Annotated in this window: 26 protein-coding genes; 11 read left to right on the top strand and 15 right to left on the bottom strand. The window is 32.6% G+C overall.

Features of this window, described 5'->3' with window-relative positions; all coding sequences use genetic code 11:
- Positions 1-1134, bottom strand: coding sequence for a 2-amino-4-hydroxy-6-hydroxymethyldihydropteridine diphosphokinase (gene folK, locus ACIQ2Z_RS04095; protein WP_396182887.1), 1134 nt, complete (start codon positions 1132-1134; stop codon positions 1-3).
- 158 nt (positions 1135-1292) lie between these two features.
- Between folK and sppA the strand changes: the two genes are divergently transcribed.
- The 3 genes from sppA to ACIQ2Z_RS04110 all read left to right on the top strand — a co-directional run bounded on the left by sppA (position 1293) and on the right by ACIQ2Z_RS04110 (position 6530).
- Positions 1293-3062: a signal peptide peptidase SppA gene (gene sppA / locus ACIQ2Z_RS04100; protein WP_396182888.1), complete on the top strand. Its 1770-nt coding sequence runs from the start codon at positions 1293-1295 to the stop codon at positions 3060-3062.
- Between the two features lie 120 nt (positions 3063-3182).
- Complete coding sequence (locus ACIQ2Z_RS04105) at positions 3183-3872, top strand: queuosine precursor transporter (protein WP_396182889.1); 690 nt, start codon at positions 3183-3185, stop codon at positions 3870-3872.
- A 69-nt stretch (positions 3873-3941) separates the two neighbouring features.
- Positions 3942-6530 (top strand): AsmA-like C-terminal region-containing protein, encoded by a 2589-nt coding sequence (locus tag ACIQ2Z_RS04110; RefSeq protein WP_396182890.1) that lies wholly within the window; start codon positions 3942-3944, stop codon positions 6528-6530.
- A 28-nt stretch (positions 6531-6558) separates the two neighbouring features.
- On the opposite strand, the gene ACIQ2Z_RS04115 is transcribed toward ACIQ2Z_RS04110, so the two are convergent.
- The 4 genes from ACIQ2Z_RS04115 to ACIQ2Z_RS04130 all read right to left on the bottom strand — a co-directional run bounded on the left by ACIQ2Z_RS04115 (position 6559) and on the right by ACIQ2Z_RS04130 (position 9971).
- Positions 6559-7353, bottom strand: a complete 795-nt coding sequence (locus ACIQ2Z_RS04115; protein WP_396182891.1) for a DUF2797 domain-containing protein — start codon at positions 7351-7353, stop codon at positions 6559-6561.
- A 153-nt stretch (positions 7354-7506) separates the two neighbouring features.
- Complete coding sequence (locus ACIQ2Z_RS04120; RefSeq protein ID WP_396182892.1) at positions 7507-8031, bottom strand: hypothetical protein; 525 nt, start codon at positions 8029-8031, stop codon at positions 7507-7509.
- Between the two features lie 9 nt (positions 8032-8040).
- On the bottom strand, positions 8041-9354 hold the full coding sequence (locus ACIQ2Z_RS04125; RefSeq protein WP_396182893.1) for a hypothetical protein: 1314 nt from the start codon (positions 9352-9354) through the stop codon (positions 8041-8043).
- A gap of 47 nt (positions 9355-9401) precedes the next feature.
- Positions 9402-9971 (bottom strand): YceI family protein, encoded by a 570-nt coding sequence (locus ACIQ2Z_RS04130; protein ID WP_396182894.1) that lies wholly within the window; start codon positions 9969-9971, stop codon positions 9402-9404.
- Positions 9972-10328: 357 nt separating this feature from the next.
- Between ACIQ2Z_RS04130 and ACIQ2Z_RS04135 the strand changes: the two genes are divergently transcribed.
- Both ACIQ2Z_RS04135 and ACIQ2Z_RS04140 read left to right on the top strand, forming a co-directional pair.
- Complete coding sequence (locus ACIQ2Z_RS04135) at positions 10329-11855, top strand: GH3 auxin-responsive promoter family protein (RefSeq protein ID WP_396182895.1); 1527 nt, start codon at positions 10329-10331, stop codon at positions 11853-11855.
- A gap of 1 nt (position 11856) precedes the next feature.
- On the top strand, positions 11857-12021 hold the full coding sequence (locus tag ACIQ2Z_RS04140; RefSeq protein WP_396182896.1) for a hypothetical protein: 165 nt from the start codon (positions 11857-11859) through the stop codon (positions 12019-12021).
- A gap of 16 nt (positions 12022-12037) precedes the next feature.
- On the opposite strand, the gene clpX is transcribed toward ACIQ2Z_RS04140, so the two are convergent.
- From clpX to ACIQ2Z_RS04175, 7 genes are all read right to left on the bottom strand, one after another.
- On the bottom strand, positions 12038-13273 hold the full coding sequence (clpX, locus tag ACIQ2Z_RS04145; RefSeq protein WP_396182897.1) for an ATP-dependent Clp protease ATP-binding subunit ClpX: 1236 nt from the start codon (positions 13271-13273) through the stop codon (positions 12038-12040).
- Positions 13274-13338: 65 nt separating this feature from the next.
- Positions 13339-13998 carry an ATP-dependent Clp endopeptidase proteolytic subunit ClpP gene (gene clpP, locus ACIQ2Z_RS04150; RefSeq protein WP_290858375.1) on the bottom strand — a complete coding sequence of 220 codons (660 nt, stop codon included), beginning with the start codon at positions 13996-13998 and terminating at the stop codon, positions 13339-13341.
- Between the two features lie 92 nt (positions 13999-14090).
- Complete coding sequence (gene tig, locus ACIQ2Z_RS04155) at positions 14091-15416, bottom strand: trigger factor (RefSeq protein ID WP_396182898.1); 1326 nt, start codon at positions 15414-15416, stop codon at positions 14091-14093.
- 101 nt (positions 15417-15517) lie between these two features.
- A complete protein-coding gene (locus ACIQ2Z_RS04160; protein WP_396182899.1) occupies positions 15518-15862 on the bottom strand; it encodes a phage holin family protein in 345 nt (114 codons plus the stop codon).
- Between the two features lie 34 nt (positions 15863-15896).
- Positions 15897-16661, bottom strand: a complete 765-nt coding sequence (locus ACIQ2Z_RS04165; protein ID WP_396182900.1) for an alpha/beta fold hydrolase — start codon at positions 16659-16661, stop codon at positions 15897-15899.
- An 80-nt stretch (positions 16662-16741) separates the two neighbouring features.
- A complete protein-coding gene (locus ACIQ2Z_RS04170) occupies positions 16742-17824 on the bottom strand; it encodes a glycosyltransferase (protein WP_396182901.1) in 1083 nt (360 codons plus the stop codon).
- Positions 17824-18783 (bottom strand): lysylphosphatidylglycerol synthase domain-containing protein, encoded by a 960-nt coding sequence (locus ACIQ2Z_RS04175; protein ID WP_396182902.1) that lies wholly within the window; start codon positions 18781-18783, stop codon positions 17824-17826. The genes ACIQ2Z_RS04170 and ACIQ2Z_RS04175 overlap by 1 nt, the downstream gene beginning before the upstream one ends.
- Positions 18784-18842: 59 nt before the next feature.
- On the opposite strand from ACIQ2Z_RS04175, the gene ruvC reads away from it, so the two are divergent.
- Together ruvC and ACIQ2Z_RS04185 are read left to right on the top strand one after the other, a co-directional pair.
- Positions 18843-19394 (top strand): crossover junction endodeoxyribonuclease RuvC, encoded by a 552-nt coding sequence (ruvC, locus tag ACIQ2Z_RS04180; protein WP_396182903.1) that lies wholly within the window; start codon positions 18843-18845, stop codon positions 19392-19394.
- 87 nt (positions 19395-19481) lie between these two features.
- A complete protein-coding gene (locus ACIQ2Z_RS04185) occupies positions 19482-19850 on the top strand; it encodes a four helix bundle protein (RefSeq protein WP_396182904.1) in 369 nt (122 codons plus the stop codon).
- Between the two features lie 10 nt (positions 19851-19860).
- Here ACIQ2Z_RS04185 and ACIQ2Z_RS04190 read toward each other — a convergent pair whose 3' ends face one another.
- Complete coding sequence (locus ACIQ2Z_RS04190; protein WP_396182912.1) at positions 19861-20022, bottom strand: hypothetical protein; 162 nt, start codon at positions 20020-20022, stop codon at positions 19861-19863.
- Here ACIQ2Z_RS04190 and hemW point away from each other — a divergent pair.
- The 3 genes from hemW (at position 19960) to ACIQ2Z_RS04205 (ending at position 22255) form a co-directional block, all read left to right on the top strand.
- Entirely contained in the window at positions 19960-21087 is a 1128-nt protein-coding gene (hemW, locus tag ACIQ2Z_RS04195) for a radical SAM family heme chaperone HemW (RefSeq protein WP_396182905.1), read from the top strand. The two genes, ACIQ2Z_RS04190 and hemW, sit on opposite strands and share 63 nt — an antisense overlap.
- A 33-nt stretch (positions 21088-21120) precedes the next feature.
- Complete coding sequence (locus tag ACIQ2Z_RS04200) at positions 21121-21321, top strand: GIY-YIG nuclease family protein (protein ID WP_396182906.1); 201 nt, start codon at positions 21121-21123, stop codon at positions 21319-21321.
- A 151-nt stretch (positions 21322-21472) separates the two neighbouring features.
- Entirely contained in the window at positions 21473-22255 is a 783-nt protein-coding gene (locus ACIQ2Z_RS04205) for a cyclase family protein (RefSeq protein WP_396182907.1), read from the top strand.
- Positions 22256-22303: 48 nt separating this feature from the next.
- Here ACIQ2Z_RS04205 and ACIQ2Z_RS04210 read toward each other — a convergent pair whose 3' ends face one another.
- Positions 22304-23926 carry an NADP-dependent glyceraldehyde-3-phosphate dehydrogenase gene (locus ACIQ2Z_RS04210; RefSeq protein WP_396182908.1) on the bottom strand — a complete coding sequence of 541 codons (1623 nt, stop codon included), beginning with the start codon at positions 23924-23926 and terminating at the stop codon, positions 22304-22306.
- 93 nt (positions 23927-24019) lie between these two features.
- On the opposite strand from ACIQ2Z_RS04210, the gene ACIQ2Z_RS04215 reads away from it, so the two are divergent.
- Positions 24020-24385 carry an MmcQ/YjbR family DNA-binding protein gene (locus ACIQ2Z_RS04215; protein ID WP_396182909.1) on the top strand — a complete coding sequence of 122 codons (366 nt, stop codon included), beginning with the start codon at positions 24020-24022 and terminating at the stop codon, positions 24383-24385.
- 88 nt (positions 24386-24473) lie between these two features.
- On the opposite strand, the gene ACIQ2Z_RS04220 is transcribed toward ACIQ2Z_RS04215, so the two are convergent.
- Complete coding sequence (locus ACIQ2Z_RS04220) at positions 24474-25574, bottom strand: DUF4407 domain-containing protein (protein WP_396182910.1); 1101 nt, start codon at positions 25572-25574, stop codon at positions 24474-24476.
- Positions 25575-26021: the final 447 nt, after the last annotated feature.

Consider the following 26021-nt stretch of genomic DNA (forward strand, 5'->3'; position numbering starts at 1 on the left):
TTACTGTATTTTCTGTTGAATTTCATCAAGAATACTGACATAGTCAATCTGATTTTCTACGAAATCTTTATTTGAAATATCAATAATTAACACCTTTAAATCGGTTTGGGTTTTAATATAATCCAAATAACCTCGATTAATTTTATCTAAATATTCAGCCGGAATTTGCTGTTCGTAACTTCTTCCTCTACTTTTTATATTCTTCAAAAGTTGTTCGGTATTTTGATACAAATAAACATACAAATCCGGTTTGGGCATTTCTTTATGAATAATGTCAAACATGGTTTTATACAACCTGTATTCATCTTCTGCCAACGTAACTTTGGCAAAAATCAATGATTTAAAAATATGATAATCGGTAACAATAAAATCCTTAAATAAGTCAAACTGAGCTAAATCATCCGATAATTGTTGGTACCTGTCGGCCAAAAATGACATTTCCAACGGGAATGCATAGCGACTTTGATCCTCATAAAATTTTGGCAAAAACGGATTATCTGCAAAACGTTCCAAAACCAATTTTGCATTAAAGTCTTCTGAAATCTTTGTTGCCAATGTTGTTTTCCCAGCACCAATATTTCCTTCAATAGCGATATAATTGTATTTTTGTAAGTCAATTTTTTCGAGAGGGGATTTTAATTTTTGTACAACTTTACAATTGCTTTTATCCTCTGAAAGCTGAACCAATTCCGGTAAATATTTTTGCAAAATAGGATGACGCCAATCTAAATTCAAATCCCGCATGGGCAACAAAACAAAAAGGCGATTTTGCATTTGTGGGTGTGGCACTTGTAATTTTTCGGTTTCAACGATCTCTTCGTTATAAGTGATTACATCAATGTCAATAACTCTTGCTTGATAACCTTTAGGATCATTTCGAACCCGTCCTAATTTAATTTCTAAGATTAAAATTTCATCTAAAATTTGCGGAGCCGATTTTAAGGTTTGCAATACCAAAGCACAATTATAGAATGAATTACTTTCAAAACCCCAAGCCGGCGTTTCATAAAGTGATGAGACTTTTACCACGGTAGCTACTGTATAATGAATAGCATCAATAGCCAATTGGATGTTTTCCAAACGGTTACCTAAATTGCTGCCTAACGATAAAATAACTTGGCTTTGATTATTCATAGAAGAGCAAAATAACTAAAACTATTTTAGAAATAAAGTATCTTTGCCGAGTCTGTTAATAAGTTTCTGTATTATTAAAAGCTTTTCTAATAATGTGTAACATAATGCAATGAAAAACTACTAATTAGGAAAACAATATTCAATTAAATAAATATAAAATGAGATTTTTTGGAAATGTATTGGCCACCATCATAGGATTATTTGTATTCTTTATGATTATATTTTTTGGTCTAATGATTGTTGGAGCAATTGCCGGAAGCGGTTCTGATGTTGCTAGAGTAGAATCTAACTCCGTTATGGTTTTAGATATGGAAAATGTGTCATTAGATTATACCGGAAAATTCACCGATCCTTGGGTTACTATCTTAAATGAAGAAGCATCGGTTGGTTTAATTGATGTGCTAAACGCAGTTGATAATGCCAAAACCGATGACAAGATAAAAGGAATTTCTATCTTAAACAGCAACAGCAGTTTAGGATTAGCTCAATCCAAGGCGTTGCGAAACAAATTAAATGAATTTAAAAAATCAGGAAAATTTATAGTTTCTTATGCCGATTTTTTTACACAAAAAGAATATTATATAAATTCTGTGGCTGATACTATTTATATGAATCCGGTAGGAGAAATGGATTTTAAAGGTCTTTCTACAGAAGTCATGTTTTTTAAAGAAATTCAGGAAAAAACCGGCGTAAAAATGGAAGTCATTCGTCACGGAAAATATAAAAGTGCCGTTGAACCATTTTTAGAAAATGAAATGAGTGAGGCAAACCGTGAACAAATTTCGGCTTTAATAAATTCCGCTTGGGGTTCTATTGTTGCTGATATTTCTTTAAGCAGAAACATTCCTGTGGATTCATTAAACAACATTGCCAATCAGCTAAGTGCCCGAACTCCTGAAATGGCCTTGTCAAAAAAATTAATAGATAAAATTGGTTATGAAGACCAATATCATAATGGCATTCGAAAAGCATTAAAAGTTGATAAAGACGAAGATTATAACAGTGTGAGCATAATGGATTATGCAAAAAATGTTGCTAAGTCACCACAAAAAATAGATTCAAAAGACAAAATCGCCATTATTTATGCGCAAGGCGAAATCATGGGCGGCGACGGCGATGTAAATGTAATTGGCGAAGGTGCGATGAGAACTTCTCTGCAAGAAGCCAGAAAAGATGAAAAAGTAAAAGCCATAGTAATTCGTGTTGATAGCCCGGGCGGAAGTGCTTTGACCTCTGAATTAATTTGGAGAGAAATTGAATTGACCAAAAAAGTAAAACCGGTTGTGGTTTCTATGGGTAATTTAGCCGCTTCCGGTGGTTACTATATTGCCTGTAATGCAAATAAAATTATTGCAGAACCTAGTACAATAACCGGTTCTATTGGTGTTTTTGGTATTCTGCCAAACATGACTGAACTCTCTAAAAAAATTGGCATTAATACTTCAGAGGTAAAAACACATGATCATTCTGCTGAGTATAGTCCTTTTCGCCCAATAGACGAAAAATTTAAAGAAGTGACCACCGAAAGTGTGGAACAAATTTATGCAATATTTGTACAACGTGTAGCGGCCGGGAGAAAAATGACTGTTGAACAAGTAGAAGCTGTTGCTCAAGGCCGCGTCTGGACGGGGTCAGAAGCATTTAAGCTTGGTTTGGTAGATCAATTAGGTGGCTTAGATTTAGCTTTAAAAGAAGCGGCTACATTGGCAAAAATTAAAAAATTTAAAACACAAAATTATCCCGAATTTGATAAATCAATCATGGATTTTATCAATGATCAAAATAAATTACCTTTTGCTAAGTCAAAAGAAACAATCATAAAAGAAGAAATTGGTATAGAAGCTTATGAGACTTTAAAACAGGTCAAAAAAATAACAGCTTACAAGGGCATCCAAATGGTAATGCCATTTGAATTGAAAATTAAATAAAAATAAATTTATCTACTAAAAGTCCGACTGAGTAATCAATCGGATTTTTTTTCGTCTAAAGATTTTATTTTTCATTAACAACTGTTTACAAACGAATGTTTATTTTTGTTAAAAAAAGCATTGGAAACAAAAGACAAACTATTGGCCTACAAAATCTATTTTGCCTTAGGAGCCTTATTTATAGCCTCATTGGTTGTCTCAAATTTAATTTTTCAGAAATTTTTTTATTGGGATTTCTTTGGTATTTATCGATTTGAAATTTCAGTTGGCATTTTACCATACCCCTTAACTTTTCTAATTACAGATATCATTTCTGAAATATATGGTAGAAAAAAAGCCAATCAAGTCGTAACCTCCGGTATTTTTGCTTCTATTTTTTCGTTGCTGATTATTTATGTTGCCAACTCGGTTCCGGCAATTGAAAATTCGCCTGTCAATGACGAACTGTTTTCAAAGGTTTTTGGTCAAACTGCTTTAGCCGTTTTAGCCTCTATGATTGCCTATTTAACCGCTCAATATATTGATATTTACATCTTCCACTTTTGGAAAAAAGTAACCAAAGGAAAGATGCTTTGGCTAAGAAATAATTTTTCTACTTTCACTTCACAATTCGTGGATACATTTGCGGTATTGTTTTTGCTCTGTAGTTTTAAAATATTACCTTGGGATTTATTTCCTAAGTTAATGCTGAGTGGATTTTTGTTTAAAGTAATTTTTGCTCTTTTAGATACACCTCTTTTATATACCGCTGTATATTTATTTCAAAAACGATTTAACCTGAAAAGAGGCGAAGAATTAGTATTAGATTAACACCATAATAACAACAAAAAAGAATAACTTTTCGTTTTAGGCAGAAACTCCAAATTATATCATAAGCAGATGTTCCAGAAAATTTTAAAAGGATTTGGTATATTTTTAGCAATCGTAATTATCGCTTTAGCAATTACTCCCTTTTTATTTAAGGATAAAATTAAAGAATTGGTTTTAAAATCAATAAATGGAAAAGTAGATGCTACAGTTGCCTTTGAAGATGTCAGTTTAAGTTTATTTAAAAATTTTCCGAAAGCAAATATTACGATTGATAAATTAAGCATCCTCAACAAAGCACCCTTTGAAGGTGATACACTTTTTTATTCCGGTGAATTGAACCTGAAAATGTCTGTCAAGCAACTTTTCAAAGCTGATGGTGAAGCAATGGAATTAGAATCATTTTCAAGTAAAAACGGCTTAGTAAATATCATTTTTAACAAAGAGGGTATTGGGAATTTCGACATTGCCCAAAAAGACCAGAAAGACGATACTTCATCCAAAAGCAAACCTTTCAAACTCAATATTCAAAACTATTCAATTAGTAATTTAAAATTCAAATATCTTGACGAGGCATCAACAATGAATGTAATTATTAATGATATTCAACACAATGGAAAAGGAAATTTTGCCGCCTCTAAATTAGATTTAATAACAAATTCATCAGGAAATTTAAGTGTATACTATAACAAAATCAATCACATGAACAAGGTTGCCATTACACTTGATGCGGTCTTAGGTCTTGATTTAGAAAAAAGTAAATATGAATTTAAAAACAACAAAGCCCTGGTAAATCAATTACCGCTTGAATTTAAAGGATTTATCCAATTGGTTGAAAACGGACAGTTATTTGATTTAATGTTTCACACCCCTAGTTCTTCATTTAAAAATTTTTTAGGGCTAATCCCATCTGCCTATAAAGGAGACTTGGATAAAATTAAAACATCGGGTGATTTTGTAGTTTCAGGTTTCGCAAAAGGATTGTATACCGATTCAACCATTCCGAAATTTGAGTTGGTTATCGCGTCAGCCAATGCCTCCATAAAATATCCCTATTTACCAAAATCTGTTGAGAACATTGCAATTGATACCAAAATCATAAACGAAACCGGTCTGATGAATGATACCTACGTAGCTATCGATAATCTTTCGTTTAAAATTGATCAAGACATTTTTAATGCAAAAGCTTCTATAAAAAACATAACTGAAAATGCTTTAATTGATGCCACTTTAAAAGGAACAATTAATTTGAGTAATTTATCGCAAGCCTATCCTATAAAAGTAGACAAACCGCTTTCCGGAATTTTAAAAGCCGATGTAACGACAAAATTTGATATGCAATCGGTGGAAAAAGAACAATATCAAAACATTCAAAATGCAGGTTTAGTAAGTGTAACCGGATTTAAATATACCGACGAAAACGGAAAAGGAATGAATATTAGCGAAGCGATTGTTCAGTTTAATCCAAGTACGTTGAACTTGCAGAAATTTGCGGCACAAACCGGAAAAAGTGACATTAATGTGAATGGAGTTTTGGAAAATTTCTATGGATATTTGTTTAACGATCAAAATTTGAAAGGAAATTTCAACATGAGTTCCAATCAATTAACAGTAAGTGATTTCATGACTACGGAAGAACCAACAAAAGAAGGTCAGAAAAAAAGTGAAGCCATGAAGATTCCGGCATTTTTAGACGTTACGTTAAACGCAAAAGCCAATACGGTTTTATACGATAATTTAACCTTGAAAGACGTTTCAGGTAAATTAATCGTAAAAGATGAAAATGTAACGCTTGAAAATGTAAAAACAAACATTTTTGGGGGTAAGATTGGGTTAAACGGAAATGTTTCAACGAAAACTAAAGTGCCCACATTTGCAATGAATTTAGATTTAAATTCCGTAAACATTAGTGAGACCTTTACGCAGTTGGATATGATGAAAAGCATTGCTCCAATTGCCAATTTAATTAACGGGAAATTAAATTCTACCATCAGAGTTTCCGGAAATTTAGATGCTAAAGAAATGACTCCTGATTTAAAATCTATTTCAGGAGATTTAATGGGGCAATTACTTTCTACAACAATAAATGCTTCCAATTCAACATTGTTGAATGCTTTAGACAATCAAGTGAGTTTTATTGATTTAAAAAAATTGAACCTGAATGACTTAAAAACTTATTTGTCTTTTAAAGATGGAAAAGTAAACGTGAAACCTTTTGATATAAAATACCAAGACATCACTGTAAACGTTGGTGGAACGCATGGTTTTGATCAATCGATGAATTATAATGTAAAATTTGATGTTCCAACAAAATATTTAGGTCCCGAAATAAATAATTTAATAGCAAAATTATCTCCGGCTGATGCTGCCAAACTTCAAAATATACCAATAACTGCTTTGATGAGTGGCAATTTTACAAATCCAAAAATAACAACGGATATAAAACAAGCCACGACGAAATTAGCCATTCAACTTGTGGAACAACAAAAACAAAAACTTATCAATCAAGGAACTTCTGCTCTTAAAAATTTGATAAATCAAAACACAAAACCGACTGATACTACTAAAACAAAGACGCCTGTTACTAAAGAACAAGAAATAAAAGATAAAGTAAAAGAAGGTCTAAACAGTTTATTAAAACCTAAGAAAAAAGACAACTAAAAATTTCCCCACCGATTGGTAGGTTTTTTTATAATGAGAACTTTACCACATATCCCTCAAAAGTTCGAACATTAAAAACCGTTCCGTCTTGAAAAAGTAAATATTGCCCTTTTATTCCGGAAAGTTTGCCTTGAAAAAAAGGTGTTTTATCTAAACTTAAACTGGCTACTTTTTTTGGATAAGTTAACACGGGATAATGAAACTCATATAGAAGGCTATTATTTTCAGCATAATAATCTCTAACTTCGTTTGGTAGAAAGTTTCCCGCTTTTATTCTTTCCTGTATTAAATCAACTTGCGGAACTTCGTTTTTGAGCATTTTTTGCCAATTCGTTTTATCTGCATAGTTGTCTTTTAAAGCTACTTCCGTTATTCCGGCAAGATAACGATTAGGTAGCTCCAGAATTGGAATAGCCTGTACTGCTCCTTGATCAATCCATCGGGTAGGAATTTGTGTACCTCTAGTAACACCAACTTTCACTTCACTTGAAAGAGCCAGATAAACAATATGTGGTTGTAATTGCACTTTTCTTTCATAGTCCAAATCACGGTCTTCAATATCCAAATGGGCCGTACTCAATTCCGGTTTCATAATCCAATCTCCAACTGAAGCACTTGACATGTAACAATCATAACAATAGCCTTGACGGAAAATTTTCTTTTTCTTACCACAATGCAAACATTGATAACCTTGAAAACTGATTTCCAGTTCTTTATCTAACAATTGATTTAGGTTTAAAAAACTGTTTTCAAACACTAAATAATATTGAATGGGATTAGCCAATTCTGTTTGCATTTTAGTGAGAACACCTTCGTAAGTCATTTATAAAACTATTAAAATTTATAATCTTCTTAATTAATTCTAAAAGGTAAAATTAATGTATTCCTTTCATTACTTTACCATATTACTATCCTATAAATAAAAAAACTCAGAGTTGAAAAAAATCAATTCCGAGTGATTATATAACTTACAAATCTAATGTGTTTCTAATGAAACTGATATTCTTATTAGTTCATCAACTTTTACCATACCTCCTATTTTTTTTGGAGACTTAAGTTCAAAATCACTAAAGTTGAGTAAAACATCTCCATAAATATTATTTTTACTTGACTTTAATTTGAGGTTTTTATAGATTTTCTGTTTCCCAACAAGGAATAATCCAAGATCACAATAAAAGTATTCATTTATTTTTTTGAAATTTGACAACTCAATATTAATTTTAGGATACTCCTTTGCTTTAAGTGTTTTTCTAAAATCTGAATTCAGTATAAAATTGCCACACCCAAATTCTTTTACAGGAATACTGTGAGTGACCCTTGAGATTTTATGTTTATTATTAAAAAAAAGCGTGTCTTTAGTTTTTAAATCATACGTACATTCAAAACCTCCAATTGAAGTAGTGCCATGAACAGTAAACTGTTTTGAACTTACCAATAAATATTCTTTTGGTGTTGAAAATAGCATTACTGCCATTGTGATTGTGATACTAAAAACACGCATCTTGTTATATTAGAATGAAATAGTCGCTTCAAAAACAAATCCGTTGAATCCACCACCATTTAAAATATTAGTGTTTCTATATCCGTCGTATTTTTGATTAACATATTCAAGTTTTGTTAATATATTTTTGGTCATAAACCAACCGGCTGCAAAATTATATCTTGAAACATCTATATCATCACCTGCAGCAAGTGAAGTTCCACTTCCGGTTGAAGCTGTTTCGCCTGAAACGGAATTATATCTACCACCCACATAAAACTGTTCTGTTTTTCCAAAACGATATAAAAGCTCAGCTCCAAGTTGTGTAAAAGTTCTTTTGTCAACTTCATTGTTATTTTTACCTGTCGAAGTTTCAAACAAACCAAAAAATTCAAATCCATTATATTTTACAAAAGGATTAATCATAATAGCAGTTAATTCATTGTTTAACCCAGGATTAATTCTACCAGAAGTATAATTTGCAGAAGCACTAGCCAATGCATTTTCCATCACAAAATAATATCTTGAACCCCCTCTATCACCAGCATACAAATAATTTCTTGCTGATTGTGCTGTATGGTATACAGAACCTGTAATTCTTGTTCTTAATTGCTCATTCAATTGTTTGTCGTATCCTATTTTTATCAACGTTGAAGGACTTGTTGCACCTGGATTATTTACACCTTGATTTAATTTACCATTGGTTGCTCCAAGCATCGCTATAAAACCATTTTTTCTAAAATACAATTCGGCACCAACTTCTGTTGTAAAAGAATCCATCAAATAACTTTCAACAAATGGATTGTACAAAGCTAATGCATTATCAGTTCTTCTGAAATGGGCATCACCATAATTATTTTCCATATGACCTATTTTTAAAGTAAGGTATTTCATAGCATTTGCCATAAAACCTTTACTGATAAATTCTAATTTATCAATTTGAATATAACCACCTTTAACATAAGGTTCGGGATGATGACGAGAAGATAAATAAGTTCTTAAATGCATGTTCACACCATCATACAATTCAACGTCTAAATCTAAATTGGCAGTTGGCAAGTTAAAATTATTTCCAATTTCAATTAATTGGTTAAGATTTACAGGTGGAGTACTGGTATTCATAACTGGAACAGCAGTATTCTCATGATCTAATGCTTGATATTGTAACGCAAATGCACCACCAACTTTTACTCTTACTTTATCAAACGTAGTTGCAGTATCTTTTGGAGCTTCAAAAACATTAATTCCATTCTTGTCGTAAGGTCTCCAATTTGGAAGGTCTTGAGCTTGTCCTATGGTTATTGATGTTAAAAGTACAATAACGCTTGTAAATAATTTTTTCATAATTAAAAATGTTTGAGGTTATTTATTGATTGTTTTTAATTGATTACTTATTTAAATTTTACTTTGAAGTTAACAACAACGGCATCTGTGGTTTTAATTGTACCCAATAATGCAGTTGGAGGTGTGATTTTGTAATCTGTCAGTTTAAAAGAATAGCTACCTTCAAAAGTATACTGTCCAATTGTTGATGTTTCTTTTACTTTGAGTGTAACTTGTTTAGAAACTCCGGCTATTGTGAAAACACCAGTAAAATTCCAAGTACCATCAGTCTGTTTTGAAGAAGATTTAAGGTCAAATTTTATTATTTTGAATTTATCTGTTTTTAATGCTCTGTAAGCATTTTTATCTAAACCACTTTTTTCACTTTTAAGACTCTCTGCTTGCAGTTCAACAACAAGCGATTTAATAGTTGTCAGTTTATTATTTTCAACAACAGCAACAAGATTTCCACTTGCTGTCTCAGAAATCATGTCCCAATCATGTATATTGGAAGTTCCTATTATTTTTAATTGTGGTTTTGCATCTAAAGTATATGTTTTTTGAGCAAAACCAGTAACAGTTATGATCAATAAAAACATATAAAATGCTTTTAAAATCATTTTTACTAAATTTTTCATATTTTGGAGGTTTTAAATTATAGCACAAATTTCCATTGGAAAAAAAATAAAAAAGATGACATATGTCAGTTTATATGTATTATTTTTTTAAATAAATATCTAATTAATTAATAAAAAAGAGTCATTTCATTTAAAAGTGTTAATAAAATCAATAAAAACATCTTGATGTCACTGTTTAATTATTATTTGTTCAGCCTTTAAAAAATTAGTCAAATACCTTTTATTAAAACTATTTATTAGAATTCAAAATCTATATAATATTTTTAGAATTTTAGTATTCAAAAAAATGTTACTTTTGATAAAATTGGAAACGCAACAGAAAAATTATTGAATGTTGATTTTAAAAAAAATTTAACAATGCCATTACCTATAATCAATTCCATTGCCAGTTGGATATTAAAAAAACGAATTCACCAAATTGAATTGTTTATCAAATACCCAAATGAAGTCCAGGAGGAATTGTTGTTAACATTGTTAAAAACAGCTGAAAACACAGTTGTTGGTAGGCAATATGATTTTAATTCCATTACACATTATAGCCAATTTTCCAAACGCATTCCAATCTCGAGTTACGAAGACTTAGAACCGATGATCGAACAAACCCGAAAAGGAATGCAAAATATTTTTTGGCCCACTTCTATTAAATGGTTTGCAAAATCGAGCGGAACAACAAACGCTAAAAGTAAATTTATTCCAGTAAGCAATGAAGCTTTGGAAAATTGTCACTATAAAGCCAGTAAAGATTTACTGAGTTTGTACTTAAACAACAACGAAGATTCACAATTGTTTGTAGGTAAAAGTTTACGCCTAGGAGGCAGTAAAGAATTATATGAAGATAATAATACTTTCTTTGGTGATTTATCTGCAATTTTAATTGATAATATGCCTATTTGGGCTGAATTTAGTTCTACGCCAAGCAATCGCGTTTCCTTAATGGGCGATTGGGAAATAAAATTAATGGCTATAGTTCAAGAAACCATTTATGAAGATGTGACTAGTTTAGCAGGAGTACCGTCATGGATGATGGTTTTACTGAATAAAGTTTTGGAAGAAACCGGCAAAACTAATTTGTTAGAAATTTGGCCAAATGCCGAAGTATATTTTCATGGAGGAGTTAGTTTTGACCCCTATCGTGAACAATACAAAAAGCTATTTCCAAAAAGTGATTTCAATTATTATGAAATCTACAATGCTTCAGAAGGTTTTTTTGCAATTCAAGATTTAAACAATTCTAATGACTTATTGTTGATGTTGGATTATGGAATATTTTATGAATTTATTCCAATGGAAACCTTCGGAACTACAAATCAAAAAGTAGTTCGTTTAGCAGATGTTGAATTGTTTAAAAATTATGCCGTTGTTATAACAACAAACTCAGGATTATGGCGGTATTTAATTGGTGACACCGTCCGATTTACTTCCTTAAATCCACATCGAATTCGAGTTACCGGCAGAACTAAGCATTTTATCAATGTCTTTGGCGAAGAATTAATTGTTGAAAACACAGATAAGGCTATTGCCAAAGCATGTTTAGAAACCGAATCAGAAATTGTTGATTATACTGTTGCTCCGGTTTTTATGGAAGGTAAGAAAAAAGGAGCTCACGAGTGGGTAATAGAATTTAAAAAACCCCCGGAAAACATTGGTTTTTTTAGAAAAATAGTAGACGACACGTTGCAAGCCTTAAATTCTGATTATGAAGCTAAAAGACGCAATAACATGACATTAAATCCCTTAATAATCAATGTTGCCCGTCCACAATTATTTTATGATTGGTTAAAAGAAAAAGATAAATTAGGTGGTCAAAATAAAATTCCACGGTTATCAAATGAACGCACCTATTTAGAGCAACTTTTACGAATGCAATATGTTGAACAAGTTTAAAATGAAAAAAATAATTCTTTTCTTAATTTGTATCTTTTTATATTCTTGTGGACCAAAACGTTTAGGTTGCGGTCCGGGAAAACGATGTGAAATAAACATTAAAAAAGAGAATTTTCAACTTATTCCACAAAAAAATCCTGAAGTAAAAACTTCAGGACTAGTATAATTTTTCTATCTACTTTTTAGGATACTGCTTTCAAACGTTGTAACATGTTTTTATTTAACGTGTGTTCAGCGTAACTTTTTTCGATGTGCAATATTTTTTCGTCTGAACTAGGCAAATCGTACATAGCATCCGTTAATATAGCTTCACAAAGTGAACGTAATCCACGTGCTCCTAATTTGTATTCTAAGGCTTTATCGACAATATAATCTAAGGCTTCTTCAGAAATTGAAAATGCTACACCATCCATTTCAAACAATTTCTTATATTGTTTTATTAATGCATTTTTAGGTTCTGTCAAAATAGTTCGAAGTGTTTCTCTATCCAAAGGATTCATATAAGACAATACCGGTAAACGCCCGATAATTTCAGGAATTAACCCAAAATCTTTAATGTCTTTTGGAATAATGTATTGCATTAAATTATCTTTATCTACATTGTCAACTTTAGCTGAAGCACTATAGCCTAATGCCTGACGATTTAATCTTTTGGAAATTATTCTTTCGATTCCATCAAAAGCTCCACCGGCAATAAACAATATGTTTTGTGTATTTACTTCAATAAATTTTTGATCGGGATGCTTTCTGCCTCCTTTTGGTGGAACATTCACTACTGTTCCTTCTAATAATTTCAACAAAGCCTGTTGAACACCTTCTCCGGAAACATCACGCGTAATAGATGGATTATCACTTTTACGGGCAATTTTATCGATTTCATCAATGAAAACTATACCTCTTTCTGCTTTAGCTACATCATAATCAGCTACCTGAAGTAATCGTGTCAAAATACTTTCCACATCTTCACCCACATAACCGGCTTCTGTTAAAACGGTTGCATCTACAATTGTAAGCGGAACACCTAACATTCGAGCAATTGTTTTAGCTACTAATGTTTTTCCTGTACCGGTTTGTCCTACCATAATGATATTGCTTTTTTCAATTTCAACGTCATCATCACTATTTTTCTGCATTAACCGTTTGTAATGATTGTAAACAGCAACCGACATCACTTTTTTGGTTTGGTCCTGCCCAATAACATACTGATCTAAAAATTCTCGAATTTCTTTGGGTTTTTTTAGCACTAAATCATTACCTAGACCCTGTGCGTGTTTGCTTTGTTTCAGTTCTTCTAAAACAATACCATGTGCTTGTTCAATGCATTTATCACAAATGTGTGCATCAATTCCGGCGATTAACAAATTCGTTTCGGGTTTCTTTCTTCCACAGAAAGAACATTCCATCATTTCTTTTGCCATTTTATTTGGGTAAAAGGTTATAAGTAATTGTTAATTTGGCTTGTGAGCCATACAAATAACCAAAACTATTTTCTTCTTAATACTTCGTCAATCATACCATATTCTCTGGCTTCGTCAGCAATCATCCAATAATCGCGTTCACTGTCTTTGTGGACTCTTTCAAAAGTTTGACCGGAATGAGTAGAGATAATTTGATATAATTCATCTTTCAACTTCAACATTTCACGAAGATTGATTTCCATATCTGTTGCAACACCTTGTGCTCCTCCAGAAGGTTGGTGAATCATTACTCTTGAATGTGGTAAAGCAGAACGTTTTCCTGCTGCTCCGGCACATAATAAAACAGCTCCCATCGAAGCAGCCATACCGGTACAAATTGTCGCTACGTCAGGTTTTATGTATTGCATTGTATCATAAATTCCTAATCCTGCATAAACGCTTCCTCCCGGAGAGTTAATGTAAATTTGAACGTCTTTAGAAGCATCAACACTTTCTAAGAACAACAATTGTGCTTGAATAATATTGGCTACATAATCATCAACTCCTGTTCCCAAAAAGATAATTCTGTCCATCATCAAACGCGAAAAAACGTCAAGTTGAGAAATATTCATCTGACGTTCTTCGATTATGTAAGGCGTCATTCCACTTACAATTTTATCATAATACATACTATTTACACCATGGTGTTTAGTAGCAAATTTTTTAAATTCTTTTCCTATATTCATTTTAAAAAAACAATTTTAAGTGCACATTTTTAAATGTAAATGAGCGTCAAATATACATTCGAAGCCCAAAGATACTAATTTTTTTGAAATTATTATTCTCCGTACATTTCTTTAACGAACTGATCGTAAGAAACTTCTTTTGTTTTAGCTTTTACTTTCTCTTTAAAAAGCCCAAGCATTTTTTCATTCATGACTTGCCCCGACAGTCTTTTCACTTCATCTTGGTTAGAAAGCACACGAGCTACAATGCCATCAATATCCTCCTGAGTTGGATTCATTTGACCAAATTGTGCCATTTGTTTCTTAATTAATTCAGAGGTGAACGCTTTCAAATCTTCAAAAGTGATTTGCAAATTGTTTTCCGTCATTATTTTCCCTTCAATTAATTGGTAACGAAGGCCTTTTTCTGATTTTAAAAACTCTTCTCTGGCTTCTGCATCCGTTAAGTGTTTTTCACCCGAATGTTGCAACCATTTAATTAAAAATTCAGCCGGCAAATCAAATTTTGTGCTTTCCAACAAAAACTCAGTCACATCATTTAAAAACTTTTGATCTGCTTGTTGAACAAATTGTTTTTCAGCGTCTTCTTTGATTTTAGCTTTCACTCCGTCGACTGAAGTTACGTTGCCTTCGCCAAATAATTTATCGAATAATTCCTGATTCAATTCTGCTTTTTCACTGGTTGTAATTCCTTCAATTGTAGCAGAAACATCAACATCTAAACCATGCACTAAATCATGATCAACTTTAAGAAAATCCATCAATTTATGGTCGTCATCAAATAAACCTTTGGTACTTAATTCTACACTTTCACCAACTTTTTTTCCAATGAATTTTTTTGCAGCTTTTTTATCTTTAAAAACATCTAACGAAATAGACGTTGTATTATTGATTCCGTTAGCTTCATTTGTAAAGGTTACATTCAAGTCATCTTCTTCTTCAACCGTATCTTTAGAAATTAATTTTCCATATTGCTTTTGGATTCTTTCCACTTGGTCTTTTAACATTTTATCGTCAGCAATAATCTTGAAGCTGGTAATGTTATTTTTTGCAGCTAAATCAACTGAAAACTCAGGAGCTAATCCCAATTCGAAATCAAAAGAAAAATCTTCTTTATCCCAATCGAAATCTTCTGTTACTTTTGGAAGTGGATTTCCTAAAATATCTAATTTTTCATCTACTAAATATTTATTTAAATTTTCTTGCAAAACTTTATTTACTTCTTCTAATAATACTGCTTTTCTGTATTGTTTATGAATTAAACTTATTGGCACAGCACCTTTTCTAAAACCTGGAATAGAAGCATTTTTGCGATAATCAGCTAATACTTTTTCTACTTTTGAAGCATAATCATTTTTGGAAACCGCTACGGTAACCACCGCATTCAAAGCATCCACATTGGTTCTTGTAATATTCATTTCTTGTGATTTATAAACTAAAATTGGGTTGCAAAAGTATAACTTTTTTGCAACCCAACCAAGTTTTTAAATGATTGTATTTTAGCTCATCATCCGTAAAATTACTCTTCCCCGCCTGTTAGTTTATAAACAATAGATTGCAAAACAGATAAGATGATACTAAAAAACAAAGCTGTCCAAAATGATTCAACATGAAAACCACCTACAATATTGCTGCACAAGAGGACAATAATTGCATTAATTACAAGTAAAAACAGCCCTAACGTTAGTATCGTTACCGGCAAAGTAAACAAGATAATAATTGGTTTGATAAACAAATTAAGTAATCCTAAAATAATGGCTACATAAATCGATTGAACAAAACTCTCCACTTTTACACCCGGAAGAAAATTAGCTATTAATAAAACTAAACCGGCTGTGATTAAAATTCGAATAAGTAAATTCATAAGGTATATTTTTAATAAAAATACAAAAAAAATATTATGTATTCAAAAAACCAATTACAATTTCAAAAAATAGTTGAGGGTCCTCGGCATGCAACCAATGTCCAACATTTGGAATTGTTTCAACTTTTGAATTATGAAAATGAGACTGAATAGTTTGAAAATCGTCGTCCAAAATGTATTTCGAATTTCCTCCTCTTATAAACAAAGTAGGCTTATCAAATCGTTGACTATCTGTTAATGCTGTTCCGATTTGTTCAATTTCTTTTTTAAAAACCTCCAAATTAAATCGGAAAGCCAATTGACCCGGTTCTTTCCAAAACAAACTTTTCATTAAAAATTGGCGGATACCAAAATCGGGGATGTTTTTTTGTAAGACTTCCTCTACTTGATTTCGATCCGGTTTATGTGAAAAATCTACAGCGTCCAATCCTGCTAAAATATCCTGATGATGAGACGGATAATATTTAGGACCAATATCAGCGACAACTAGCTTTTCAACTAATTCAGGGTACTCAACCGCTAAAAGCATAGCTACTTTACCGCCCATGGAATGACCAATGATATCAATTTTTGTCAATTGGTGAAAACGACAATATTCTGCCACATCACTCATCATGACCTTATAATTAAATGCATCTGAATGAAAACTTCGTCCGTGATTTCTTAAATCAAGCATATGAACTTGAAATCCGTTTGCTGCAAATTGAGTTCCGAGGGTTTTCCAATTATCAGACATCCCTAGAAATCCATGCAGAATTATGAGTGGTTTACCTTTACCTTCTATTTTTGAATACAACATAAATTTTGATTTTAAAAGCAAAGTCAATTGTAATAATATGTCGCAAGTTACTTATTTGATTTGCTAACCACAAGTTCCGGTTATATCTTTCGGTCTTTCCATTCATATTTTCCAAACAAAGAATAAAGAGCAACTGCTGAGCTAAAAAAAGGATAAAACAATGCTGTTAAAAGCCTATTATTCATTCTTATTTGATAAAATGCTGACGTTTGATTAGCCAAAAACAAATCAACTAAAATTTTGAAGATAAAAATTGGTATCAGTTTAAAAAAACCCATACAAAGAAAAGATATTGCCATGATAAAGGCTAAATTTCCAAACAAGATGACTAAAGCAACAAACTTTCCAAAGAAAATGGAATAAGCTGTTGATTTACCCGCCCAACGAACGCGTTGATAAAAAAGTTCTTTCCATGATTGGGCCGAATTTGTTTCAACAACATAATTTGAATTTAACAAAAACCCAACTTTTTCAGGAAATTGGACGACAACTTTTTGCAATAAAAAAACATCATCACCACTGGCAATAGTCGAATTACCTTCAAAACCATTGACTTCATGAAATATTTTTTTGGTGTAGGCAAGATTAGCACCATTACACATAAACGGCTTTTTCAATCCAAAACTACTAATCGTAACAGACTGTAGACTCAGCATTTCAATTTGTTGAAAATCAAATAAAAAATTATTTTGCTTTTTAAACAAAACCGGACCACAAACCATTTCATTTTTTTCGGTTTGAATAAAAATATCTAAATCAAGTAACCAATTTTTCGAGACCACACAATCAGCATCGGTTATAATGATCCAATCAAAATTTGAACCGGTAATCGCAGTTTGAATAGCATCTTTCTTTGGAGAATTTGAATTTCGTATGCTTTTCAATTCAACAACTCGAAACCCGTAACTCGAAACCCGATAGCCATCTGAAGATTCATCATCAACTAAAATCACTTCAAATTTTTCAATCGGATAAGTTAACTGTTCAATTGATCTTAAAAGTTGCGGCAAATTATGAGCTTCATTTCGAAAAGGAACAACAATTGAAAAAGAATGTTTAGGTTCTTTTGAAGAAGGTGAAAATCGCTTTACTTTTTTAAATGCTACACAAAATAGGAATAATAAAATCACATAAATTGTAATAGATACATAAATAAACATCATTACAAATCCAATTTTGGTTTAAACTTCAACACAAAAAAACTCCCTAATAGTAACGGAATAACTAAATTAAAGAACCACATAATTATCGTAATCGAAGCAATTACCCATTCATTAACGCCTAATTTTCCAAATAAAAATAACGCTACACTACCTTTTATAATTACATCCATCAAATGAATACTAGGTATAACAGAAGCTAAAAAATACATGGTAAAAATGGTAAGAATAGCATCTGAATAAGGAATGTCTATTTGGAAAATCAATAACAAAAAATAAAATTGATGCGAAAAAATAATATACCTAAGCAACGAATATTGAACATTTACAAAGTGTTTTCGAGCAGGAAATAATTGCATTTTAACCATTATTTTCTCCACTGAATAACCATAAAAATTGATTTTTTTATAATAAAAAAGCAAAACAGAGAGAAGTATAACTAAAAGAATTGGAAGCCAGAAAATCAAACCCTTTTCATTTGCGTTGTATTCAATATCAAAAGAAAAAGGAGAGAAAATAAAATAAAAAAGCACACCAAAAACTCCAAAAAAAACAGTTACCATCATCTGAGTAATATTGCCTAAAAAATTCAAAAAAATTATCCGCTTTGTTTTTTCTTTTGAATAATACAAACATTTGGCCACATATTCCCCAACCCGATTAGGCGTAAAAATGGAAGCCGTCAATGAGCCCAACGATTGTTCAACGGATTGTTTGAAAGTTATTTTATGGAAACTGGAAACTAAATTTTTCCATTTCAAAAATTCAAATAACCAATTCAAAACACTTAATAATATAATACCCAGCAAACTGAAAGCAGAAAAATTAGACACAATTCCATCAAAATTTGAAAAGCTTTTTTGTTGCAATTGTTGGAACAGATAATAAAGTGATCCACCCACAAGCAAAAGTTTTGCGAGAACCAATGAGAATTGTTTAGCTTTGTGAGATAATGTAACCATCAGTACAAAGTAAAGCAAAACTTTACACTTTTAAATAGTAATCTTTTAAACTCTTATTTTTGGCAAACGAACGCATCATCTTAGGCATCGACCCCGGAACGACAATTATGGGATTTGGTTTAATAAGAGTCGTCAATAAAAAAATGGAATTCATTCAGTTGAACGAATTAATTTTGAGTAAATATAACGATCATTACACCAAGTTGAAAGTCATTTTCGAACGTACGATTGAGTTGATTGAAACCCATCATCCCGATGAAATTGCCATTGAAGCTCCGTTTTTCGGCAAAAACGTGCAATCCATGCTCAAACTTGGAAGAGCTCAAGGTGTGGCGATGGCAGCAGGTTTGTCAAGACAAATTCCAATTACCGAATATGAACCTAAAAAAATCAAAATGGCCATCACCGGAAATGGAAACGCCAGTAAAGAACAAGTAGCCAAAATGTTGCAACAATTATTAGGTTTGAAAGAATTGCCAAAAAATTTGGATTCTACGGATGGATTGGCGGCAGCAGTTTGTCATTTTTTTAATTCGGGGAAAGTGATTGGAGAGAAAAGTTATACTGGTTGGGACGCGTTTGTGAAGAATAATGAGAATCGAGTGAAGTAGTAGTGGTCAGTGGTCAGTTTTTAGTGGTCAGTGAATTAGTGCCTCTATGTTTTCTTAAAACATTTAGAATTTATAAATTTTTTAAATATGAAATTTCAAGATTTATTAGCTTATAAAAAGTCATTTTCCTTGGCAATGAATATTTTTGAATTATCGAAATCATTTCCAAAGGAAGAGATTTACTCATTGACTGACCAAATCAGGCGAAGTTCTAGAAGTGTTTCTATAACCATAGCTGAAGCTTACAGAAAAAGAGAATATCCCAAACATTTTCATAGTAAATTGACAGATTCCGATGCTGAAAATTCAGAGACGCAAGGATGGCTAGAATACTGTGTGGCATGCAAATACATTTCTAACGAAAAATTTAGCGAGTTAACAGAACAAAGCCTTGAAGTTGGCAAACTGATAAATTATATGTTATTGAATCCTGAAAAATTTGGAGTGAAAAAATAGTGGTCAGTGGTCAGTTTTTAGTGTTCAGTCCATTTGTGCATAATTGTACTTTTACTAAAATCTGATTACTAAAAGTCTGAACGCTAAAAACTGAATACTGAACACTAAAATGAGCGGCATCTACATACATATCCCTTTCTGCAAAAAAGCTTGTCATTACTGCGACTTCCATTTTTCTACTTCCATGAAAAAGAAAGACGAGATGGTTTTGGCTTTAGCGAAAGAAATTCAGCTGCGGAAAGAAGAATTCAAAAATGTTGTGGTTGAAACCATTTATTTCGGCGGTGGAACGCCTTCTGTTCTATCTATTGAAGATTTACGATTGCTGATTGAGGAAGTTTTTAAAAACTATAATATAGTTGAAAATCCTGAAATAACAGTTGAAGCGAATCCTGATGATTTGGATAATGAGACCATTCGTCAATTAGCCAATTCGTCAATTAATCGATTATCTATCGGCATTCAATCTTTTTTTGAAGAGGATTTAAAGATGATGAATCGGGCTCACAATTCCAATGAAGCTAAGAAGTGCTTGGAAGAAGCGGCGAAACATTTTGACAATATTTCCCTCGATTTGATTTACGGAATTCCGGGAATGAGCAATGAAAAATGGATTCAGAATATCGAAACCGCTTTGTCTTTTGGCATTCCGCATATTTCTAGTTATGCGTTAACTGTAGAGCCAAAAACAGCTTTACACTCATTTATTCAAAAAGGAATAATTCCTGCACCGGAAGACGAAGTCGCTCAGGAACATTTTGAAATTTTGGTTGAAAAACTGGAAGAAGCCGGATTCATTCATTACGAATTATCCAATTTTGGGAAGGAAAACTACTTTTCTAAAAACAATTCGAGTTATTGGTTGGGTAAAAAATACATTGGTATTGGTCCGTCAGCTCATAGTTATGATGGCGAAAAACGCGGTTGGAATGTGTCGAATAACACTTTATATATCAAATCAATTGAGGAAGGAAAATTACCTATTGAAACGGAAACTTTATCCAAAACCGATCGGTATAATGAATATGTGATGACGGGATTGCGAACGATTTGGGGGATTTCACTCGACCGAGTTCAAACCGAATTTGGTCAATCCTATTTAGATTACCTCAACCAACAAGCGGCCAAATACATTGAAGATCATTTGCTTTTTGTAGATGAAAACATTTTGCGAACCACTCGAAAAGGAAAGTTTTTGAGTGATGGGATTGCATCAGACTTATTCATGCTGAACTAGTTTCAGCATCTTTTGAAAATTAAATCACATACTATGCAAAAAGGATATACGTATATTTTAACAAATAATAATCTCACTGTTTTGTATGTTGGAGCAACAAAAGACTTAAAAAATCGTATAGATTGTCATAAAGATGGAAAAGGTGCGGTTTTTACAAAAAAATATAATGTGACAATACTAATATATTTTGAAGAATTTGACAATTATCATGATGCTTTTGCAAGAGAAAAATAACTTAAAAATTGGCATAAAGAATGGAAGTGGAATTTAGCAAAAATTTCAAATCCTGAATTAAAAGATTTATATTTGGAATTGTAAAAAAGTGTCTTTTTGAAATTTGAAACTAATTTCAGATTTGAAAGATGCTGAAACAAGTTCAGCATAAATGAAAGCAACCATCACCCACCAAAAAAAAACCTTCCAAGTAGATTTATCAAAACCCATTGATATTTCACTGCCTTTATCCAATACTGAAAACAATCCGATTGCCTGGTACATCGAAAAACCGCAGATAGAACCCGTTCGTTTTGGTTCGTGGGTGGGAAGTGTGAAAGGCGGTGCCACAACCAATTTCAATAATATTTTTTTCAATCCGCACGGCCATGGGACACACACGGAATGTTTGGGACATATTACCAAAGAATTTTACTCTATCAATCAAGCATTAAAAACATTTTTCTTTACGGCTGAACTACTTTCCATCCAACCGGAACAACAAGGAGACGATTTTGTGATAACAAAAAATCAATTGGAAAAAGCATTGAATGTACAGAAGTTTCACCGCAACGTCTCCCCTGAAGCCATTATCATCCGAACCTTACCCAATTTAATCGAAAAAAAATCAAAGAATTATTCCCACACCAATCCGCCTTATCTACACGAAGAAGCAGCTACTTTTATTCGTGAAAAAGGCATTCAACATTTGCTTATCGATTTACCAAGCGTTGATAAAGAAAAAGATGAAGGAAAATTATTAGCACACAAAGCATTTTGGAATGTGAAAGACGTGAATAATTTGAATGACGATGCACGAAAAAATGCCACGATAACGGAATTGATTTTTGTGGATGATGAAGTAAAAGATGATTCATATTTGTTGAATTTGCAGATTGCTTCGTTTCAGAATGATGCGAGTCCGAGTAAGCCAATAATTTACAGCATTCTGTAGTTGCTTTTACGACGACTGCAAACATTAACTATAAAGAAAGACTCAAATCTAAAATATAAACTTTGTTGATAAAAAATTCGATTCCCCATCAGATACAATTTTATTAATAATCGCTGTATTTTCTTTATTTTCCTTTGTGGCAACCACAGTTCTGATAGAAAATGAACGAAGTGCATCATAAACAGAAAGTGTTCCTTCAGCAGAATCTTTTCTTCCTGTAAAAGGGAAAGTATCAGGTCCGCGTTGGCATTGAACGTTTAAGTTTACCCGAGAAACTTGGTTAACTAATCCATCCATTAGATGTGAGATTTCTTGTGTGTCTGTGCCAAAAATACTCACTTGTTGACCATAATTGGATGTTATCATATAATCGATTGGTTGTTGCATATCACTAAAAGAAACGATAGGAACAACAGGTCCAAATTGTTCTTCACGATATAATTTCATTCCTTCCTTAACGGGATAAACTACAGCTGGAAAAAATAAAGATCCATTTTGAACTGCACCATTTTGATTCATAATTTTCGCTCCTTTACTTTCTGCATCAGCAATACATGCATTCAGGTATTCCGGTTTGTTATCTTCCGGCAAAGGTGTTATTTGTACTTTTTCGTCCCAAGGCATTCCAAATTTTAACGCATCAACTTTCTCACAGAATTTTTTTATGAATTCATCTTTAATGTTTTCATGTACAAACAAAATTTTAAGAGCCGTACACCGTTGTCCATTAAAAGAAAGACTTCCTAACAAACATTCTTCCACGGCATTATCTAGATTGGCATTCTCTAAAATTATGGCAGGATTTTTAGCATCTAATCCCAAAATAGCTCGCAATCGATTTACTTTTGGATGCGCTTTTTTAATATCCGAAGCTACTTTACTCGAACCAATTAAGGTTAAAACATTAATTTTTCCGGTATTCATTAATGGCTGAACTATTTCGCCACCTTTCCCGTAAAGATAATTTACAACACCTTTTGGAAAACTCTTTTCTATTGCTTTAGACAGACAATAATGTAACAAACAGCCATGTTTTGGTGGTTTAAACAAAATTACATTGCCCATAATTAGTGCGGGAATGAGCAAAGTGTAGGTCTCATTCAACGGATAATTATAAGGTCCGATGCACAATGTAATTCCTAAAGGCGATCTGCGTATCTGACCAATGACTCCTTCTTCTAAGGTGAAAGAAGCCGATTTTCTCTCTAATTTTTTTAGCGATTCAATCGTATCATAAATGTATTTGATTGTTCTGTCAAATTCTTTTTCGGCATCTTTTTCAGATTTTCCAATTTCCCACATGAGCAAGTCAACCACCTCCGATTTTAACGCAATCATTTCTCCTATAAAATGTTCTACGTGAGCAATTCTTTTTTCAACCGATAATAATGGCCATTCTCCAAATCCATTGTTGTATGCTACTTCGGCACTTTCTAGACATTCAAAGGCTTCCGGTAAACCCGTTTTAGGAATTTTACCGATTAAAATACGTTTTAGATTGTCACCGCCCGTTGGTTTACAAATGGCAGCGTAAATAGTGTTAAATGGTCCGTTCCAGCGTTTAAATTGTCCGTTTACTAAATATTCTTCCTGATTAACAAAAGGAATAGTTCTATTATTTACAGAAGAAAAAACATCGCACAGCTGGTTTTTAGTAATTGGATTTTGCATTTGAAGTGAGTAAAAATTAAACTTAATCAAATGTAACTTCTTTAAAATCAAACACTAGTTCAACAATTCATAAAAATAAATTAATTTTGAAAAATGAATATTCAACAACTATATGATTTTTGCTTAACAAAAAAAGGCGTCACCGAACATTTCCCTTTCGATGAAGACACTTTAGTTTTTAAAGTGGGTGGAAAAATGTTCTGTTTGACTTCTTTAAAAGAATGGGAAAACGGAACACCTTCGTTAAACTTAAAATGTGACCCGGAAAAAGCATTGGAACTACGTGCCGAATATGATGCGATAACGGTCGGCTATCACATGAGTAAAATTCATTGGAACACGATTGCTTTTCACAGCGATGTGGATGATAAAATGATGCGGGAACTCATTAACCATTCGTATGAATTGGTTTTTAAGAGTTTGACGAAGAAAGTGCAAAGTGAAGTTTTAGATTCCTAACCGCAAAGTTCGCAAAGGATTACGCAAAGAACGCTAAAAACACCTTTGTGAACTTAGCTAAACCTTCGCGTACTGCGGTTAAATAAGATTAAAGCGATTTCTTCTGTTTTTCCACAAATCCATCCGCTTGCAATTCTAACAATTCGATGGCTCGTTTTTTCTTGTAATCGTATAAAGCTTTATCTTCACGAATATCAGCATACACTTTATCGTAAATGGAAGCATCGGTTTGCTTTTGCAATTCGCTTTGGTATTTGTTTTGAGCCAACACGTTTTTGACTGCCCATTCGCCATCTTCTTGTTTGAAATCATATTCACCTTTGGGTGATAATAATTTTGCAATAATTGGAGATGTTTCGATGGCCAAGAAAAGCAACATGATGAAAAAAGACGGAAGCCAAGGCAATTTATCCAACGCATTGATTCGTGCCATTAAACCATCAAAACCATCGATGATGGGTTGTGTTTCGGTTACTTTTTTATCTAAATTGGTTTGAAGAAGTTTCCCTTTTTCTTCCAATTCAGCAATTTTGGTTTGATTGGTAGTTTTTAAAGCGGCTAATTCTTGCAAGGCTGCATCGTGTTTTTCACGTTTTTCTTTATAAACCGGACCCTTGCCCAATTTTTTGGTACCGGCTGTTCCTTCGGCTTCGGTGATGAAAACGGCATATAGATCGTTGACTTCTTTTTCTTTTTTAAGGATGTCTGACTTTAAACTGTCAATTTGAGCTTTGTTTTGATTGACGTCGGTTTGGAAATAATTGGTCACTTGCTTTTTATTAGTCATTGCCATTTCGTTTTTCTCTTTCAACAAAACGGTATTGATTTCTTTTTCAAAAATTTTAATTTCCAACGGTTTTGAAATGACAATGGCGATAATAATTGCCAACACAATTCGAGGAGAAGCTTGAATGAACTCATCCAGAGAACTGTCTCTTTTTTTGATGGTGGAAACAATAAATCGGTCGAGGTTGAAAACAAGTAAACCCCAAACCAATCCGAAAAACACAGCGGTATAAACGTTATCGAAAACCGTGTAAAGAGCATAACTACCGGCAATAAAGGCCATAACGGCTGTAAAGAAAACAGTAGCACCAATTCCGGCATATTTGTTTTGTTCGCCGTTGGAACAACTTTCGATAATCTCTTTGTCGGAACCCGAACAAAGGAGGAAGAATTTTTTTAGCATGATGATTGATGTTGATTGATGATTACAAATTTAACGCCAAAAATTTTAAATTGTTGTAATTTGTTTCAGGTTTCAAGTTTCAAGTTTCAAGTTTCAGGTTTCAGGTTTCAGGTTTCAAGTTTCAAGTTTCAAGAAATTGGTTGATTGCACAATTTGCACCCGGGATAGTAGCGGAAAGCCCGCAGGACGGGGTTGAGCTTTTTTGCGAGTTGGGCCGGCGACCAACGGAAGCCGAGACCAAACCGACAAAAAACCAACCCACGGACGAGGACTTGCAGCGAATAGCCCGAATTGGGGCCATAAAAAAACCGTTTACTCACTTATGAATAAACGGATTTTTAGGGATAACCTTTGTCAAAGTTTGGAACTTTGACAAAGGTTTAGCGGAAGTTATTTCGATAACTCCACAAAATATTTATAAAACAACGGAATGGTTTCAATTCCTTT

Source organism: Flavobacterium sp. (assembly GCF_044361015.1).
Taxonomy (GTDB): Bacteria; Bacteroidota; Bacteroidia; order Flavobacteriales; family Flavobacteriaceae; genus Flavobacterium.